The sequence below is a fragment of the Paramagnetospirillum caucaseum genome (assembly GCF_000342045.1).
Taxonomy (GTDB): domain Bacteria; phylum Pseudomonadota; class Alphaproteobacteria; order Rhodospirillales; family Magnetospirillaceae; genus Phaeospirillum; species Phaeospirillum caucaseum.
Genome location: NZ_AONQ01000097.1, coordinates 1 through 13758 on the forward strand (window position 1 = coordinate 1; position 13758 = coordinate 13758).

General features: G+C 54.5%; 20 protein-coding genes. 12 read left to right on the top strand and 8 right to left on the bottom strand.

Translation table 11 applies throughout. The features are described 5' to 3' along the window. The 4 genes from H261_RS21010 to H261_RS25560 all read right to left on the bottom strand — a co-directional run. On the bottom strand, positions 1 to 1323 hold a 1323-nt coding region (locus H261_RS21010), incomplete at its 3' end, for a DNA N-6-adenine-methyltransferase (protein WP_008621716.1). Next, complete coding sequence (locus tag H261_RS21015; protein ID WP_008621717.1) at positions 1323 to 1724, bottom strand: hypothetical protein; 402 nt, start codon at positions 1722 to 1724, stop codon at positions 1323 to 1325. The genes H261_RS21015 and H261_RS21010, both read right to left, overlap by 1 nt. Beyond that, positions 1725 to 2459 carry a hypothetical protein gene (locus tag H261_RS21020; protein WP_008621718.1) on the bottom strand — a complete coding sequence of 245 codons (735 nt, stop codon included), beginning with the start codon at positions 2457 to 2459 and terminating at the stop codon, positions 1725 to 1727. It lies immediately after the preceding gene. A gap of 17 nt (positions 2460 to 2476) precedes the next feature. Further along, the gene (locus H261_RS25560) at positions 2477 to 2641 is read right to left on the bottom strand and encodes a hypothetical protein (protein ID WP_161625061.1); all 165 of its coding nucleotides are present in this window, start codon (positions 2639 to 2641) and stop codon (positions 2477 to 2479) included. A 163-nt stretch (positions 2642 to 2804) separates the two neighbouring features. Between H261_RS25560 and H261_RS25085 the strand changes: the two genes are divergently transcribed. From H261_RS25085 to H261_RS24170, 5 genes are all read left to right on the top strand, one after another. Then, positions 2805 to 3518: a ferritin family protein gene (locus H261_RS25085; RefSeq protein ID WP_152427030.1), complete on the top strand. Its 714-nt coding sequence runs from the start codon at positions 2805 to 2807 to the stop codon at positions 3516 to 3518. A gap of 125 nt (positions 3519 to 3643) precedes the next feature. Then, the gene (locus H261_RS21030) at positions 3644 to 4195 is read left to right on the top strand and encodes a recombinase family protein (protein WP_008621719.1); all 552 of its coding nucleotides are present in this window, start codon (positions 3644 to 3646) and stop codon (positions 4193 to 4195) included. 204 nt (positions 4196 to 4399) lie between these two features. Then, positions 4400 to 5275: an ATP-binding protein gene (locus H261_RS25090; protein WP_152427031.1), complete on the top strand. Its 876-nt coding sequence runs from the start codon at positions 4400 to 4402 to the stop codon at positions 5273 to 5275. An 11-nt stretch (positions 5276 to 5286) separates the two neighbouring features. Next, positions 5287 to 5625: an STAS-like domain-containing protein gene (locus H261_RS24165; RefSeq protein ID WP_008621720.1), complete on the top strand. Its 339-nt coding sequence runs from the start codon at positions 5287 to 5289 to the stop codon at positions 5623 to 5625. 35 nt (positions 5626 to 5660) lie between these two features. Next, the gene (locus H261_RS24170) at positions 5661 to 6212 is read left to right on the top strand and encodes a PIN domain-containing protein (RefSeq protein ID WP_008621721.1); all 552 of its coding nucleotides are present in this window, start codon (positions 5661 to 5663) and stop codon (positions 6210 to 6212) included. Between the two features lie 32 nt (positions 6213 to 6244). Here the strand turns inward: H261_RS24170 and H261_RS21035 are convergent, their stop codons facing one another. The 3 genes from H261_RS21035 to H261_RS21045 are packed head-to-tail and all read right to left on the bottom strand — an operon-like array spanning position 6245 to position 8538. Beyond that, positions 6245 to 7522 (bottom strand): Y-family DNA polymerase, encoded by a 1278-nt coding sequence (locus tag H261_RS21035; protein WP_008621722.1) that lies wholly within the window; start codon positions 7520 to 7522, stop codon positions 6245 to 6247. A gap of 6 nt (positions 7523 to 7528) precedes the next feature. Beyond that, on the bottom strand, positions 7529 to 7999 hold the full coding sequence (locus H261_RS21040) for a LexA family protein (RefSeq protein ID WP_040477106.1): 471 nt from the start codon (positions 7997 to 7999) through the stop codon (positions 7529 to 7531). 53 nt (positions 8000 to 8052) lie between these two features. Further along, complete coding sequence (locus H261_RS21045; protein ID WP_235063002.1) at positions 8053 to 8538, bottom strand: DUF7713 domain-containing protein; 486 nt, start codon at positions 8536 to 8538, stop codon at positions 8053 to 8055. A 384-nt stretch (positions 8539 to 8922) separates the two neighbouring features. On the opposite strand from H261_RS21045, the gene H261_RS21050 reads away from it, so the two are divergent. The 7 genes from H261_RS21050 to H261_RS24175 all read left to right on the top strand — a co-directional run bounded on the left by H261_RS21050 (position 8923) and on the right by H261_RS24175 (position 13168). Then, positions 8923 to 9693 carry a DUF5131 family protein gene (locus tag H261_RS21050; RefSeq protein ID WP_040477107.1) on the top strand — a complete coding sequence of 257 codons (771 nt, stop codon included), beginning with the start codon at positions 8923 to 8925 and terminating at the stop codon, positions 9691 to 9693. Positions 9694 to 9698: 5 nt separating this feature from the next. Next, entirely contained in the window at positions 9699 to 10181 is a 483-nt protein-coding gene (locus H261_RS21055) for a hypothetical protein (RefSeq protein WP_008621726.1), read from the top strand. A 515-nt stretch (positions 10182 to 10696) separates the two neighbouring features. Continuing rightward, positions 10697 to 11803 (top strand): helix-turn-helix transcriptional regulator, encoded by a 1107-nt coding sequence (locus H261_RS21060; RefSeq protein WP_008621728.1) that lies wholly within the window; start codon positions 10697 to 10699, stop codon positions 11801 to 11803. A gap of 42 nt (positions 11804 to 11845) precedes the next feature. Beyond that, complete coding sequence (locus H261_RS21065) at positions 11846 to 12052, top strand: hypothetical protein (protein ID WP_172822323.1); 207 nt, start codon at positions 11846 to 11848, stop codon at positions 12050 to 12052. Further along, positions 12049 to 12198, top strand: coding sequence for a hypothetical protein (locus tag H261_RS25565; protein WP_008621732.1), 150 nt, complete (start codon positions 12049 to 12051; stop codon positions 12196 to 12198). Before H261_RS21065 ends, H261_RS25565 begins: the two co-directional genes overlap by 4 nt. A gap of 77 nt (positions 12199 to 12275) precedes the next feature. Next, positions 12276 to 12842: an HD domain-containing protein gene (locus H261_RS21070; RefSeq protein WP_235063003.1), complete on the top strand. Its 567-nt coding sequence runs from the start codon at positions 12276 to 12278 to the stop codon at positions 12840 to 12842. Positions 12843 to 12889: 47 nt separating this feature from the next. Continuing rightward, on the top strand, positions 12890 to 13168 hold the full coding sequence (locus H261_RS24175; protein WP_235063004.1) for a DUF3572 domain-containing protein: 279 nt from the start codon (positions 12890 to 12892) through the stop codon (positions 13166 to 13168). Positions 13169 to 13282: 114 nt separating this feature from the next. Here H261_RS24175 and H261_RS24180 read toward each other — a convergent pair. Further along, the coding region (locus H261_RS24180; protein ID WP_008621736.1) for a 3'-5' exonuclease at positions 13283 to 13758 on the bottom strand (476 nt) is incomplete at its 5' end.

Here is a 13758-nt window from a genome sequence, read left to right on the forward strand (position 1 = left end):
ACACAAGGGCAGGTCACGAACAGCAGAGGCTTCGGTTGGAGCGTCAGGCATGTGACGGCACCACACAGCATCGGCGGCTTTTTCGACCCAGTGACGAAGGCTATGATACGGGGGGTTCAGCCAAACACGTCCGTGCCAATTTTGAGCCAGTCCGTCTTCGTCCTGGGTGAAATGCTGGCGTGCCCAAACCGGAGCGTTCTCCCCTTTGCATGGCGAGCAAGGGTCGATGTCGAAGGGCTGGTTGTCATTGGCGGCGTAGATTTGGCTGAGCAAACTGGGCGGAGTATACCACTCGCAATTCTTCTTTTGGTTCGCCTTGGTGATGAAAAGGGTCCGGGCCTTCCATTCCTTCTTCGTGGGTTCACCAGCAGGTGAATCGTCGTTGGACGACTGGGACGCCACCACTGGCACCACGTCGTTGATGGGCAAGATCACCGGAGCGGCCTGCTCGATCTCCACCCCAATTTTCCGGGCATGGACCGAATAGAGCGGGGTGGTGTAATTCGCACACACCAGTTCCGCCGATTTGTGGATATTTCCCATGTTGCTGGTGAAGGCGTGGACAATGGGATGCATGTCCGAAAATGCGACACGGTTGGCCGGGCTGTCGTCCACCGTGATCAAGCAGGAATGGCCGCTGGCACGCACATGTCGAGCAAGCTCTTCCAGATCGGCCTCGCCAAAGGGGTACATGGCCTTGCCCACCTCAGAATATGGCGGATCAACGAAGCACATCACCCCGGCACCGGGGGCATCGAGAACTTCCCGGTAATCCAGGTTCGTGATCTTGGCCCCCTGAAGCCACGCCGAAAACTGGGGGATGTAATTGATGTGGATCGGTCGGAGTCCGCGATCATCACGCGGATGGCTCGGGGCATACGACGACATGCCGTTGGCCCCGTACATGCTCAGATGATTGCGGGTATAAAATCCAGCAGCAGCCTCGGTGTGATCATCGCTATCGACCATCTGGACGGAAAGATCGAACAACTCCTTGCTGCCAGCCCCGAACCGTCCATGGAGGGAACGCAAAACCCTCATCAGCCCAGCAGGGTCGTCGCGAACCACGGTCCACATATTGGCGATGCCGGGATCGAGATCGTTGATCCAGATTTTCCGGGTACGTCCCGCCCGGACCATGCGAAAGGCAACAGCGGCACTCCCCGCGAAAGGTTCCCGGTACTCGCTGATCGCGAACGGGGCGAGGTTGACCAGATCACGGGCCAGACGGTGCTTCCCACCGGGGGAGCGGATGATGCTCGACATCCTTTCGGGAGCGGGAATCAAGGGGGTGTCCAGGTGGCATTTGGTAGCGGGTTTCATCACATGGCCTCCTTGAATTTCTGATTGTCATTGCTGTTTTTCGTCAGGCGGCGAATCTCGGCACGGTGCTTACGGCGGTATTCCTTCCAGAACCCCGAGCAGCCCTCGAACTTCTTGTAATTTCCGTGCCCGGACTTGTAGTGGTTGATCGTCCCCAACGTGACGCCATAGCGTTCCATCAGAACCGAAGGCGGGTCGTCGGAGAGGATAATGTCCGCCGCCTCGTCATAAGTACGGCGGGGTTTACGAGCCTTCCGAACCTTCTTGGTCGGCGGCAACGGGATCGGCATGGCGTGGTCCAACAGCCACAGAGCGATCTTCCGCATGGCCTCGGATTCGGGGTGGTCGAAGGGCGTCCGCAGGGTGTAGCGGGCGGCCTCAATCTGGGACTTAGTGAACATTTAAATGGCCTCCTTCATGGGCTGATTGTCATTGCTGCCGGTCTTGGTGACCTGGGCAGCCTTACGGGTGAGCAGACGGTCGATTTCGTCCTGGTCGCGTTCAACGACCCGTAAATTCGTAAGATTGAACTGCTCGTCGATGTCACCCACGATCAAGACACGACCCGGCGATTGGGCCAGGGCTTCGAGAGTCTGGCTGTCTTTGACATCATTGATTGTCGTGCACTGGTGGTCGGCGTAGTGAGTGGTGGTCCCGATCTGCGGCAGGGCCGCGACGTAGCTCTGGATGGCCCGGACCTTTTGTTCTTCACGGTGCGGATTGTCAGGGGAGTTCGCCTTCCTCCAAGCTTTCACGCAGCCGCTGATTCCACCGCAATCATGGAGGAAGCGACCAGCATGTTCGGCAGGGATGGAGCCGCGATTCTGATCCAGGAAATTCAACGCCGTTGTGATCTGCCCCAGCTTCCTCCGCATATCGGCGTTTTCAGCCGAGTTATGGAACAGCAGCTTGATCAGCAGCAACGTAATCGGATCAACGGTCCTGCCCTTGACGGTCAGGCCATATTGGCTCCTGGCGAAATTGATGAACTCATCTTGGTCCTGACGGATGGAGGGCAGAACCTTGAACGCCTCGATGACGACCCGCGACAAAGCAGCATGGGTACGGATGCCAAGGTTGATCGCGGTGGTGGCCGCCAGGATGGGGCGATGAAGAATGCGATGGAAGTCGGACATGGTGGGTTCTCCTTGAATTATCGGGTTGATGACGCCGCCAGCATCACGTTGCTGGTCGGCGGATCGTTGGGATCGGAGGGGACGTTGTCGTTGGCCGGGACCAAAAGCTTGAAGGTCGCGGGGATGAAGCCGACGGTCATAAAACCCTGATTGTCGGTCTCCTGGGTTTTGATGGCGTGCATTGGGCAGACCTTTCCTGTTCGCACAAATCGGGATTGACCGGTGCGTGGTGCCACTTCTCATGGCCCTATCGATTTTTTGGTTTTTCTCGCTGCTTCAGCGTGTTAGCAGCGAAATTCACCATGCATTCATTATGCAGGGTAGAATTTTCAAAAATAACTGGTATTGAAATTTCTTCTGAATGGCTTAGTGGGGGCCGTCAAAGTGGTAGAGACTGTGTTCGCTGGGTATCTTCGTCGTTGGCAGAATGGCGGGCTGAAGATGAATGCCCAATGGGAATTGATCCAGGCTGCGGTTGCTGTGGTTGGCGGCCATATAGTCGTAGTTTTCATCGAAGAAGAGATCGGGCGATGGGATTGGAGAAAGCAGGAGCGGCCAGCCCTTGAGGCTGCCTTGGCGTTTTGCAATACCCCACTATCCCCACGTAAGGTGCCAATTATCCGACTGGTCACGCCCCAGTGGGGGGGTAAATATCGCGACTATCGCTTGAACGAGACGCTTGCTAACTGGAATGAGATAAGTTGCGAAAGATTTCTTTATGGAACGCCGGTCAAATCAGTAGCCCGCAAACGGAAAGGCCCAAAGCGAATCAAATCCAGATCAATGAACATCACCAAGCCACACGGCTTCGCCAGCCCCAATCGCTTGGACGTTGCGGATTCAAGGCTACGTGGACTGCAAACGCAGGCTGAACAGCGTCAGGCCCATTTTGATGACATAAAGAACGTCGCAGAATTGGCCGTGAAACTTGGATTCGACACGCCGCAGAAGCTGAAAGCCTATCTCGATGAAAGTGGCGTGAAGACAGTAACTGGAAAAGAATGGAGCAGGCAGGCGGCTTCAAATCTATTGAAGCGAATAACATCTGATCATTCGTAGTCGTACCATTAAGGTATACCCTGCTGCAACTCGGCCACAGTCAGGAAATATTGTTCCAGATGGGTTGCTTTTGTATTTATGGAACGCTTTAATATATGGGTCTATGACCCATATGGAGCAAATCCATGTTTTACGGATATGCCCGCTGCTCTTCCGCCGACCAATCTCTCGACATTCAGATTGATGCCCTCAAGGCAGCCGGTTGCCAGATCATCAGATCAGAAAAGATCAGCGGCACCAGTCGCGATGGCCGCCGCGAACTGGAAACCCTGCTGGAGTTTCTGCGTGAAGGGGATGTCCTGGTCGTGACCAGGATCGACCGGCTGGCCCGATCCATCTCCGACCTCCAGGACATTATCAAGGTACTGAAGGAAAGGGGGGCCAGTCTGAAGGCCACCGAGCAACCGTTCGACACGGGCGACATTTACGGCTCCCTGACCATCAATCTCCTTGGGGTGTTCGCCCAGTTCGAGACCGAGCTTCGGCGGGAACGACAGATCGAGGGAATCCAGCGGGCGAAGAAGGATCACCCTGAACGATACCGTGGTCGGCCCCCGAAAATCGACGCTGGTGAAATTCGTCGGCTCAAGGATCAGGGCTTCGGTGTCGCAGCGATCAGCAAGGAATTGGGCATCGCCCGAACATCCGTCTATCGGGCATTGGAGATGGCTGGGTGAGTCCGATTCTGCGACGAACCATCCTTCAATCCCTGATAGCCGGTAGATCGGCCCAGTTGGTCGTATAGCTCTGCGTCCCGGTCGGAATTTTTTCGCCTCCTGACCCTGATGCATGTAAACGCCAGCGATGGCTCTTCCGTGACCCATACCCTTGCTCCTCCTGGAGCCATCGGATTATAAGTTCACGAAGCTTAGGAACTCCGCATGGCACCTCCTCCGGTACACACGCCGCTACTACAAGATTTGAGGTGCGATCCCAAAGGCATAACTGCACTGGGAAGCTTCTTTGCAGCCGTTGAGAAAATGGAAAGTTCTAAAATCCAGGTTGATTGCCATCTCGTAAGCTGGATTGATGCCAATATGGCTGCTGCCCTTGGTGCAATTGTTGCTGCACTTGAGGCTAAAAAAAATGTGGTTACTTTCGTTGGTCTAAAGAAGTCGATATTAGACATTCTATCCAGAAATGGTTTCATCACGCCACAACTTCCAGACAAATATGGAACGGTCATTCCATTCAATAAGTTTTCCCTGGAAAGTGGTAAATTATTTGCAAAATACATTGAGGAAAATCTTCGAGGGAAGGGTATTCCAAAAATGTCGCCGCAGTTGCGGATGGGTTTTTTGCAAGGATTGAATGAAATATTTAATAATTGCTCACTCCATTCTCAGAGCAAGCTGGGTGTATTTTGTTGCGGACAAGCTTACCCGAAAACTAATTGTGTTGATTTTAGCGTTGTTGATCTCGGTATTGGATTTCGCACAAACGTCAACCGCCACCTTTCATCGCAGATGTCTGCGAGTGAGGCCATTGATTGGGCGATGACGGATGAAAATACAACCCGAAAAGGCGATGTCCCTGGAGGGCTTGGCCTGAAAATCCTGCGTGAGTTTGTTGCTCTGAACAAGGGGTCGCTGACCATTTCATCGGATGGTGGTTTCTGGCGGCTCTCGGATGAAGGCATTGTCAGGCAGGAGTTGCCTACCAGATTTACCGGTTCTGTCGTGAATTTACGAATCAACACTGCTGACAAGTCATCTTATCGGCTAAAGTCAGAAGTAGACCCTAACTCAGTGCTGTAGGGGGATGAAAAATGGCAACAATAAAGATTAAAATATATGATGTTGTTGGGGGAGGTGAGTTTGTAGATACCTCTGATGGGCACAAAGTTCATGACTTAGTTGCCAAGGCAATTGAGTCTGGTGATGTCGCAGATTTGTCTTTCCAAGGTGGAACGCAAATAATTACAGCGTTCACTAATGCTGCTATAGGACAGCTTTATAACGAATTCTCGGAAGATGAAATTCGCAGACACCTAAGACTTACTGATTTGCCAGATGGATTTAGTGATACGCTTGTGAAGTCCATAAATCGTGCGAAGAGGTATTTCGCAAACAAGGACGATGCCGACTCAATTGAAGAAAATGAATAGATCGTAAAATTGTTTCATTTGTCGCGGGGGTGGCTGTGATTACATTTGTTGATAACCAGAAGTACAAGGGCCTAGACCTTTCCCTTGAGTACCTCTTCGATGCGAACGTATGGATTTCGCTTAATGGCCCATTTGTTAATCCAACATCAAATAGAACTATTTTATATTCCGGCATTATGAAGTCTATAATGGTGCAGGGCGGGCAAATATTTTCAGATATAACAATTATATCAGAGTTTATTAATAGGTACGCTCGGCTTGAGTTTGAACTCGCCATCAAGAAAGGGTTTTCTGGTAATTTTAAGGCATTTAGAAAGTCACCGCTTTGGACGCGGGTCGCAGAAGATATTCGCGATGAGGTGAAGTCAATAATAAATATTGTAGAAATAGCAAGCTACACGCCGGTTAAATCAGAATTGACCGCTATATGTGATAAGATGGCTGGTGGAGGTGCTGATTTCAACGATGAAATTATTATTGAAGTTTGTGTGAAGAATGGATTTGTACTTGTTACGCATGATGCCGATTTTGCTACTGCAAAAAATTTCGATATAATTAGTGGAAATCCAGCATATGGAAGTGTGTGAGACTTTCGTGCAATGACCCACTTCAATGGGCGTCAAGCCTTCACCACAGGCAGGTCATCCCAATTGGTCGTGTAGCTCGGCGTCCTATTGCCGCATCGCATCTGCCAAGGAGCATCTTGCGGCACCAACCCGAACCCGACAGCCCCCTTGCCCATCTTGCTGTTGATCCCGTCCATCGCCGCCATCAACGCCATTGGCCGTGCCCCTGACTCTGGTGGTGGTGAAAATAGGTCTCGCGGAATGTCCTCGGGTCGGACCAAATCCAGCATGATCACCCCGGCCTTCTTGTAGGCGTATCCATCCCGCCACGCCGATTTCAGCCCTTTCAGGGCAGCCCCGATGATGTGCTGCGTGGATGATGTCGGCGGCGAAAGGCGGATCAAGGAGTTCAGGGAAAACTGGGGCTGGTCCTGCCGGAACCTGTCGGTGTAGGCGAACACCTGGACGGCACCGGCCACCAGTCCCTCGCCGCGAATTTTCTCGGCAGCCCTACTGGCGAAGGTCAGCACTGCATCGTTGACCTGATCGAAATCTGCGACGGATTCCCCGAATGACCGCGAGCAGCAGGTGGTGTGTTTGTCTGATGGTGCCGTGTCCAGGGTATGGACCGGCGTTCCTCGCAGTTCTATCACGGTACGAAGGCCGACCGCCCCCATGGTCTTCTTGATCCATCCATCTGGCTGCAAGGTCAGGTCAAAGGCTGTGCGGATGCCGTTGACGCCGCAATGGGCTGCGTACTGGCGGCCAATGCCCCAGACATCACCGACCGGCGTTTGCTTCAATGCCGGTACGACCCACTCGGGGTGACTGGCGAGATCAAGGACGCCGTTGGCCCTGACAGATTTCTTCGCCAGCCTGTTGGCAAGCTTTGCCAAGGTCTTGGTGGTGCCGATTCCCACAGAAACCGGTATGCCGGTCCAGCGTCGCACTGTGGCTCGAATCTGATGGGACCATGCCGTCATGTCATCGACCGGTAGACCATCCAGGTCGAGGAAACATTCGTCGATGCTGTAGACCTCGGCCCCCGGTGAGAATGTCGCTAAAACGGACATCACCCTCTCACTCATGTCGCCGTACAGGGCGTAGTTCGAGGACAGCATGATCAGCCCCTGCTTCTCGGCCAGATCACGGAGCTTGAAGGCGGGTTCGCCCATGGGCACCCCGAGGGTCTTGGCTTCGGCGGATCGGGCAACGGCACAGCCGTCATTATTGGACAGCACGACCACAGGCTTGCTTTCGAGGGCGGGGTTGAACGCCCGCTCGCACGAGACGTAAAAATTGTTGCAGTCCACCAGGGCGTAGACCGCCATCGTCCACTACCGTTTAGCTAAAGCCGAGACGGCGAAGGTGACGACGCCCCATATCTGGACACCTTCTTCATCGTTCACCGGGAAGCTGGGGTAGTCGGGGTTGGCCGAAGCAAGCTCCCAACCATCCTCGACCTTCCGCAGGGTCTTCACCGTCAAACCGCCATCGAGCGTGGCTACAACAACGTCGCCGTCATGGGGCTGTACTGACCGATCCACCACCAGCAGGTCACCACTTTGGATTCCGGCATCCGTCATGCTGTCACCATCCGCCCGACAGAAGAATGTCGCCGCCGGTCGCTTCACCATCAACTCGTGGAGATCGAGCTTGCCCTCCAGGTGGTCATCGGCGGGTGACGGAAACCCAGCAGCCACCAGGGCGGAATAGATCGGTGCCGTGGATTCGGACGGTGCGAAGCCACGGGTGGATGCCAGACAGGTGCCGGGTGGTAATGGAGCGTTTGGGTTGGATGCGAACATGATGAGAACACTACACCGTGACTGCGTGATGGAGCAACGGTTCCAACGAAAAATTACGGCTCGTTCTCGGGCGGATCACTGACGATGATCTCTGGTTCTTCGCCCACGGAATCTTCATCAACGAAAGCGATCCGCATTCCCCACCCCGCATGGACGGTGAGCATCCGACCAAAATCACGTAGCGACAATTCTTGATCGTCGATATGGACAACGGCTTCACCATCTTCATCGGAATCAATGAAGCACCGCAGGACTCCACCGCGTGGCACCCATTGATCGCCGTCTTCGAAATATTTGATCTGGGGACGGCCCGGCGGAATTTCGGTAACGATGTTCTCGTGTTCGGCTCGAAGCTGGTCCTGGCTGGCGATGACATCGTTGAACAGGTCGAGGATTTCCTGATCGGACATGAGCCGGATTTCGGTGCCGATCTTCAACTGCATCACCGAAACGGTCGGGTCGGCGTTTTCGATGATGGCGAACTCGCCCTCGCGGATGATCTTAACCTCATCCATCGATGCCCGACGCGGTTTTTTCATTCGCATGGATTTCGTCCCTGACGGCGGTGGAATTGGCTGTTCTGTTATAGGGGCGAGGCGGCGGTTGGCACAACGACCGGCATGGACAACAGTGAACTTTCTGATTTCCACGGCGGCGACAGCAATCCTCGAAGGTCTGGTGGTCAGGATGATGTCCGATTAAAGGACATGCCCCCACACAGACGCTGATCGCGATTTTGAAAATATAAGAATGTTATTTGAAACGCAAAATAACACAAAGAACGCGGCCCGTCGGCCACAGTTAAATCGCAATTATATTTTGAATGCAGATCGTCCATTGGCCGATGCAAATTTGTACGGTAGTGGTGTTTTCAACGCACGATGACAGTCGTGATTTGAAAGCAACCCGGCAAGGAGATCGAGATGCCGAATCCAACTACTGAAATCGCTTGGGCGACAGGAACATGCAACCCGTTCAAGGGTTGCTCCAAGGTGTCGCCCGAATGTGCCAACTGCTACATGACGGGCTGGGCATATCGCCATCAGTGCATGGGCAACGAAGGGTACGAAGGAACCGTCAAAGGCGAACGTGGCAAGCGAGTTCCGACCGGCAAAATCGGGATTGTCGAGAAGCAGATCGAAAGCCTCAAGACCATCAAGACCAAGCGGCTGTTCGTCAACTCGATGTCCGACACCTTCCACGAGAATGTCGATGCGGAAACCATTGCCCGCGTTTTCGACTCGATGAAGGCCAATGGCAACGGAACCAATTTCCTGATTTGCACCAAGCGTTCCGCTCGCATGGCGGAAATGTCCCAGACCCTGGATGTCCCCGACAACATCTGGATGGGAACCACCTGCGGCTGCCAATCGTCGCTTCATCGCCTTGATGATCTGCGGCGGACCAAGGCGAAGATTCGGTTCGTGTCAGTCGAGCCGTTGCTGGAACCCTTGGACATCACCCCATGGTTGGCTGACGGCACCTTGAAGTGGGTGATTGTCGGCGGCGAAAGCGGCAAGGGGTGGCGGAAAATGGAAAAGGAATGGGCGGAAGCCATCCTTCGCCAGTGCCAACAGTTCAACGTCCCCTTCTTCCTGAAGCAGTGGTCGGCATTCAAGCCCAAGTCTGATGCCGAATACCCGCCGACCATTGATGGTCAGGTGTGGCACCAGTATCCCCAGATCAAGGAGTGATCAACATGAGAAAGGTTATCGCCATCCATGCGTTCTACAAAAATAAAGTCCCAGGTGGGTTTGGCATCATGTGGAACTGTCCTACGGGGTTTGCCAAGGAGTTGCTCGAAGGAATCGAGGGGTATAAGGATTTTATCAAGCCAGACCCTGGAGAGACGCAAGATGAGTTTGCAGCCTTCTTGATACGCCAACTCGATTATTTTGGTGAAGCTAAGAAGTCGCGTTTGCTGGATAAGGCGGAGCAGGTTATCGCGGTTCAGAACACATATTGGCTTGAGCAGCATGGGTATCTGAAGGCAGACGAGTTTAATGGAATGCAGTTCCATTTTACCGAGGACAGAATTTCTGATGGGCAGCACAGGCTTGGGAGAGGGGTGGTTTCCGTTATGACCATCGGTGAAAAATTGGTCGATTGCGGAATTGAAGAACCAAAGGACTTTACTGATACATCTTCTCGGCAAGCACCCGGTGAGAGGCATCGACCGTGAGCGGGTCTGGACAATCGTGAAATGCCCCATACCCTCAATGGCGACACGGCGACAGATGGTGACCTGATCCATTACGACCCTGGTGATCAGGTCACCATCGAGCGAAAGACGCAACGCTCGGTCACGAACAGGGCCGGTCGCCCGGCCCGGAGCCAGAGTGTCCATTTTTGACATGCTTCTTGTGTGCGTTTAAGAGTGCCTGCCATTGATCGTTCCCAGCCCGTGCTGCCTTCATCCTCGCGGCTGTGGGAATGGCGGTCCAATAGGCCGCCAGGGCACTTCGCGATGTGAACCAGGACTGATCCCGAGGGCCAGCAGGGTCGTGCCAAATGCCGAGACGGCCAAGCGGTAGCCATTCTGGGCTGACTTGGGTTCCCTTCACGGTCATGCAGCCAAAGGCTCCGCACCAAGGTCCCCAAATTCGAACATCACCATCATGGCGGCACTCAAAGAGATGGCCGTCAACGAACCGCCATCTGGCCGGGAAGCATTCTGATCTGGATGGGTTCCTCGTCATGGTGACCAGCATATTGGCGATAGGAGTCAAAAGCGGTCACCATCCGTTCTTATTGCGGTTGTCCAATTTGTCCATCCAAGAGAGAATGCGTGACCATTTTGGTCATGGGGGATTTGTCGTGCGGTACGAAAAGGCTGACAATCTCGTGCAGTTGGCATTGGAACTCCAGGCAGCAAGGGGCGGTCTGTCGCTTGCGGACATCGAGCACAAATTCGGTGTCGGGCGGCGGACGGCCATGCGGATGCGTGATGCGGCTATCAGAAACTTCCCCCAAATGGAGGAAGTTGATACGGGCGAGCGGATCAAGCGGTGGCGATTGCCAACCGGCACCTTGGATCGATTGGTCGCATTCACCGCTGAGGAGTTGGCGGCTCTTGAGTCTGCCACCCGCCTGTTCGAGCGTGACAACCGGGAGGATGAGGCAGCCGAACTGGCCACATTGGGAGCCAAACTTCGGGCCTTGCTCAAGCCTGATGTCGCACGAAGGGTGGAACCGGACCTCGAAGCTCTGCTCGAAGCAGAGGGGCTGGCAATGCGGCCAGGGCCACGTCCCCGAATCGACATTTCGGTGGTCGAGGAACTGCGGCAGGCCATCATGGCTTGCACCAAGGTAAAGCTGCGATATCGGAATCGGAAAACCAAGCAGGTCAACGAGCGGTTGGTTCACCCGTATGGATTCCTGCACGGTCACCGAAACTACCTCGTCGCTTGGCATGAGAACCCAAAAGCCAATGCGGTCACGCTATTCGCCCTGCCACACATTGAGGGCATCGAACTGACAGCCGAGCCGTTCCAACGCGACCCAGAATTCTCCCTGGAAGCGTTTGCGACTCGGTCGTTTGGACTGTTTCAGAGTGAGCCATTCAAAACCGTCTGGCGGTTTTCTCCTGAAGCTGCCGATGATGCCGAGGAATTCATCTTCCATCCCACCCAGCAGGTGGAACGGCAATCGGATGGTTCTTTGCTTGTCACCATCATGGCGGCGTCGGACCTGGAAATGGCATGGCATCTGTATACCTGGGGCGACAAGGTGGAAGTGTTGGAGCCACGTGAATTAGCCGAGATGGTTCATGGGCAACGGGTGGAGTGGGCCGCTTTGCCATAGGTGACCAAAATGGTCACTCATGCCTGTCACGATACCCTGGTGATGAACAGCATGACCACCCAGCACCCGACAGACGATGCCATTTACCGGGCGGCGGATGAACTAATTGCCCGCTACGGCATCCAGATCGCCATCGAACAAGCGACGCATCGAGCAGATGCGTTCGCACAGGCTGGCCGTTGGCCGGAACACGCTATGGCGATGAGGGTGCTGACGATGGTCGAGCAAATCGGAGGGGAAACTCGATGAAGCTTCTGACCCGGCTCGGGCTATTTTCTGCCATCGCCTTGGCACCGGTTCTGATGGACGACATCCACGACTATTTCGAATCTGCCGCGACCAATAAGGTGGTTATGGCAAGCCATCATCAGATCGCATCAATTCAAGGTCGATGATAATGGGAGAAATTGGTGATCGAGCATGGCAACGAATGCTCTCGGGCCGACGCCTCGACATTCTGAACCCCAGCCCCTTGGATATTGAGATCGAGGACATCGCACTGGGATTGTCCAGGCTGGCTCGATGGAATGGTCAGACCCATGGCGAGCATGGTTATTCGGTTGCACAGCACTCGATCCTGGTGACGGAACTGGTCGCGACCAATTCACCGGACATGCCGGTGCAATGTTTGCTGGCCGGTTTGCTCCATGACGGCCCAGAATTTGTTACGTCAGACCTTGTGACGCCATTCAAGAAGGCTGTGGGCAAAGGGTACATTGAGCTTGAGGCTCGAATGGCAGCGGCTATCCACACTGCTTTCGGACTGCCTGCCGTGATGCCAAACGATTGGCAGGAGGCCGTTGACGGTGCTGACAGGCTCGCTGCCTTTCTTGAGGCGATCCACCTTGCCGGGTTTTCAGAAATTGAAGCTCGACGGCTATTTGGTTGGCGAAAATCCATTCCGATCATTGAAATTGACCCATGGTCGTCGGCCATCGCCCGAGAAAAGTTTCTGGCGGTGTTCCTCGACCTGAAATCTGGCGGGCATCATTGCCGTAAGCGGTGGGAATCACCCCGCCGATCCGCATCGGGGAGGTGAATGTGGACCCCTTCAAAACATACGAACCGAAGCCAAGACCGGTAGCCATGAAGATGACCCCTGGTGATGCGGAAACTATCGCTCTTCAAGTGGTCGCCTGGATCATTGGCGACGACACCATGCGAGATCGGTTTATCTCCATCACAGGATGCGGTGCCGACGATCTGCGAAATCGTATCGATCAACCAGCATTCCTTGGATCGGTGCTGGACTTCCTTCTGGCCGACGAATCATCCGTGCTTGCGTTTGCTGACCATGTTGGTCTACCGCCAGAAGTGGCGATGATGGCCCGAGCCAAGCTTCCTGGATGGTCAGCACCGAATTGAGAATCTATCGACGGCGGTGATCCTGGCAGCATGAATGTCCACATCCCGCTGATAGATTTCTTGGAGCAGGAAATCCTTTTCCTGCTGAAGCTGATCCTCAGGCACATCGATGAACTAAGCCCGTGGACGGCCATCGCTTCCGTCCGACCAACGGTATCCCCGAGCTTTCAGAACATCCTTGAAGTCGAACGGCGAATTTTCTGCCCAGACCCGGCAGGTCGCTTCCCGTGCCTTTTCCAGCAGCTTGCCCATGGCTGGAACACCGGACTTCGGCAGTGGCCGGGCCAGGATTTCGATGGCAGCGTGGCAGTCGTCAGTCGCCCGGTGGCCATCATGGAAAAGGCCGAACCCGGCCAGAAGGTATCCGAGCTTGGTGCCTTCGAATCCTTCTCCCGCCCAGTCCACTTGGGACATTGAGCAGCCCCACGGCTTGGTCGAAAAGATTGAGCAGAACCGTTCGGCAAACTTCCGGTCGAAGGCGGCATTGTGGGCGATCACGATGGCAGCAGGGGCGGCGAAGGCGGCGACTTCGGCTGGGTCGATAACTTTCCCGGCGACCATTTCATCGGTGATGCCAGTCAGCTTGGTGT

What these genes read in the sequence shown, in the direction of transcription:
- H261_RS21020 (WP_008621718.1), bottom strand. Translation starts at nt 2,459, where the DNA reads ATGTCCGACTTCCATCGCATTCTTCATCGCCCCATCCTGGCGGCCACC.
- H261_RS21040 (WP_040477106.1), bottom strand. Translation starts at nt 7,999, where the DNA reads ATGTTCGCATCCAACCCAAACGCTCCATTACCACCCGGCACCTGTCTG.
- H261_RS21050 (WP_040477107.1), top strand. Translation starts at nt 8,923, where the DNA reads ATGCCGAATCCAACTACTGAAATCGCTTGGGCGACAGGAACATGCAAC.
- H261_RS21030 (WP_008621719.1), top strand. Translation starts at nt 3,644, where the DNA reads ATGTTTTACGGATATGCCCGCTGCTCTTCCGCCGACCAATCTCTCGAC.
- H261_RS21015 (WP_008621717.1), bottom strand. Translation starts at nt 1,724, where the DNA reads ATGTTCACTAAGTCCCAGATTGAGGCCGCCCGCTACACCCTGCGGACG.
- H261_RS25560 (WP_161625061.1), bottom strand. Translation starts at nt 2,641, where the DNA reads ATGCACGCCATCAAAACCCAGGAGACCGACAATCAGGGTTTTATGACC.
- H261_RS21045 (WP_235063002.1), bottom strand. Translation starts at nt 8,538, where the DNA reads ATGAAAAAACCGCGTCGGGCATCGATGGATGAGGTTAAGATCATCCGC.
- H261_RS21055 (WP_008621726.1), top strand. Translation starts at nt 9,699, where the DNA reads ATGAGAAAGGTTATCGCCATCCATGCGTTCTACAAAAATAAAGTCCCA.
- H261_RS21065 (WP_172822323.1), top strand. Translation starts at nt 11,846, where the DNA reads ATGAACAGCATGACCACCCAGCACCCGACAGACGATGCCATTTACCGG.
- H261_RS24165 (WP_008621720.1), top strand. Translation starts at nt 5,287, where the DNA reads ATGGCAACAATAAAGATTAAAATATATGATGTTGTTGGGGGAGGTGAG.
- H261_RS25090 (WP_152427031.1), top strand. Translation starts at nt 4,400, where the DNA reads ATGGCACCTCCTCCGGTACACACGCCGCTACTACAAGATTTGAGGTGC.
- H261_RS21035 (WP_008621722.1), bottom strand. Translation starts at nt 7,522, where the DNA reads ATGGCGGTCTACGCCCTGGTGGACTGCAACAATTTTTACGTCTCGTGC.
- H261_RS21060 (WP_008621728.1), top strand. Translation starts at nt 10,697, where the DNA reads ATGGTGACCAGCATATTGGCGATAGGAGTCAAAAGCGGTCACCATCCG.
- H261_RS24175 (WP_235063004.1), top strand. Translation starts at nt 12,890, where the DNA reads ATGAAGATGACCCCTGGTGATGCGGAAACTATCGCTCTTCAAGTGGTC.
- H261_RS25565 (WP_008621732.1), top strand. Translation starts at nt 12,049, where the DNA reads ATGAAGCTTCTGACCCGGCTCGGGCTATTTTCTGCCATCGCCTTGGCA.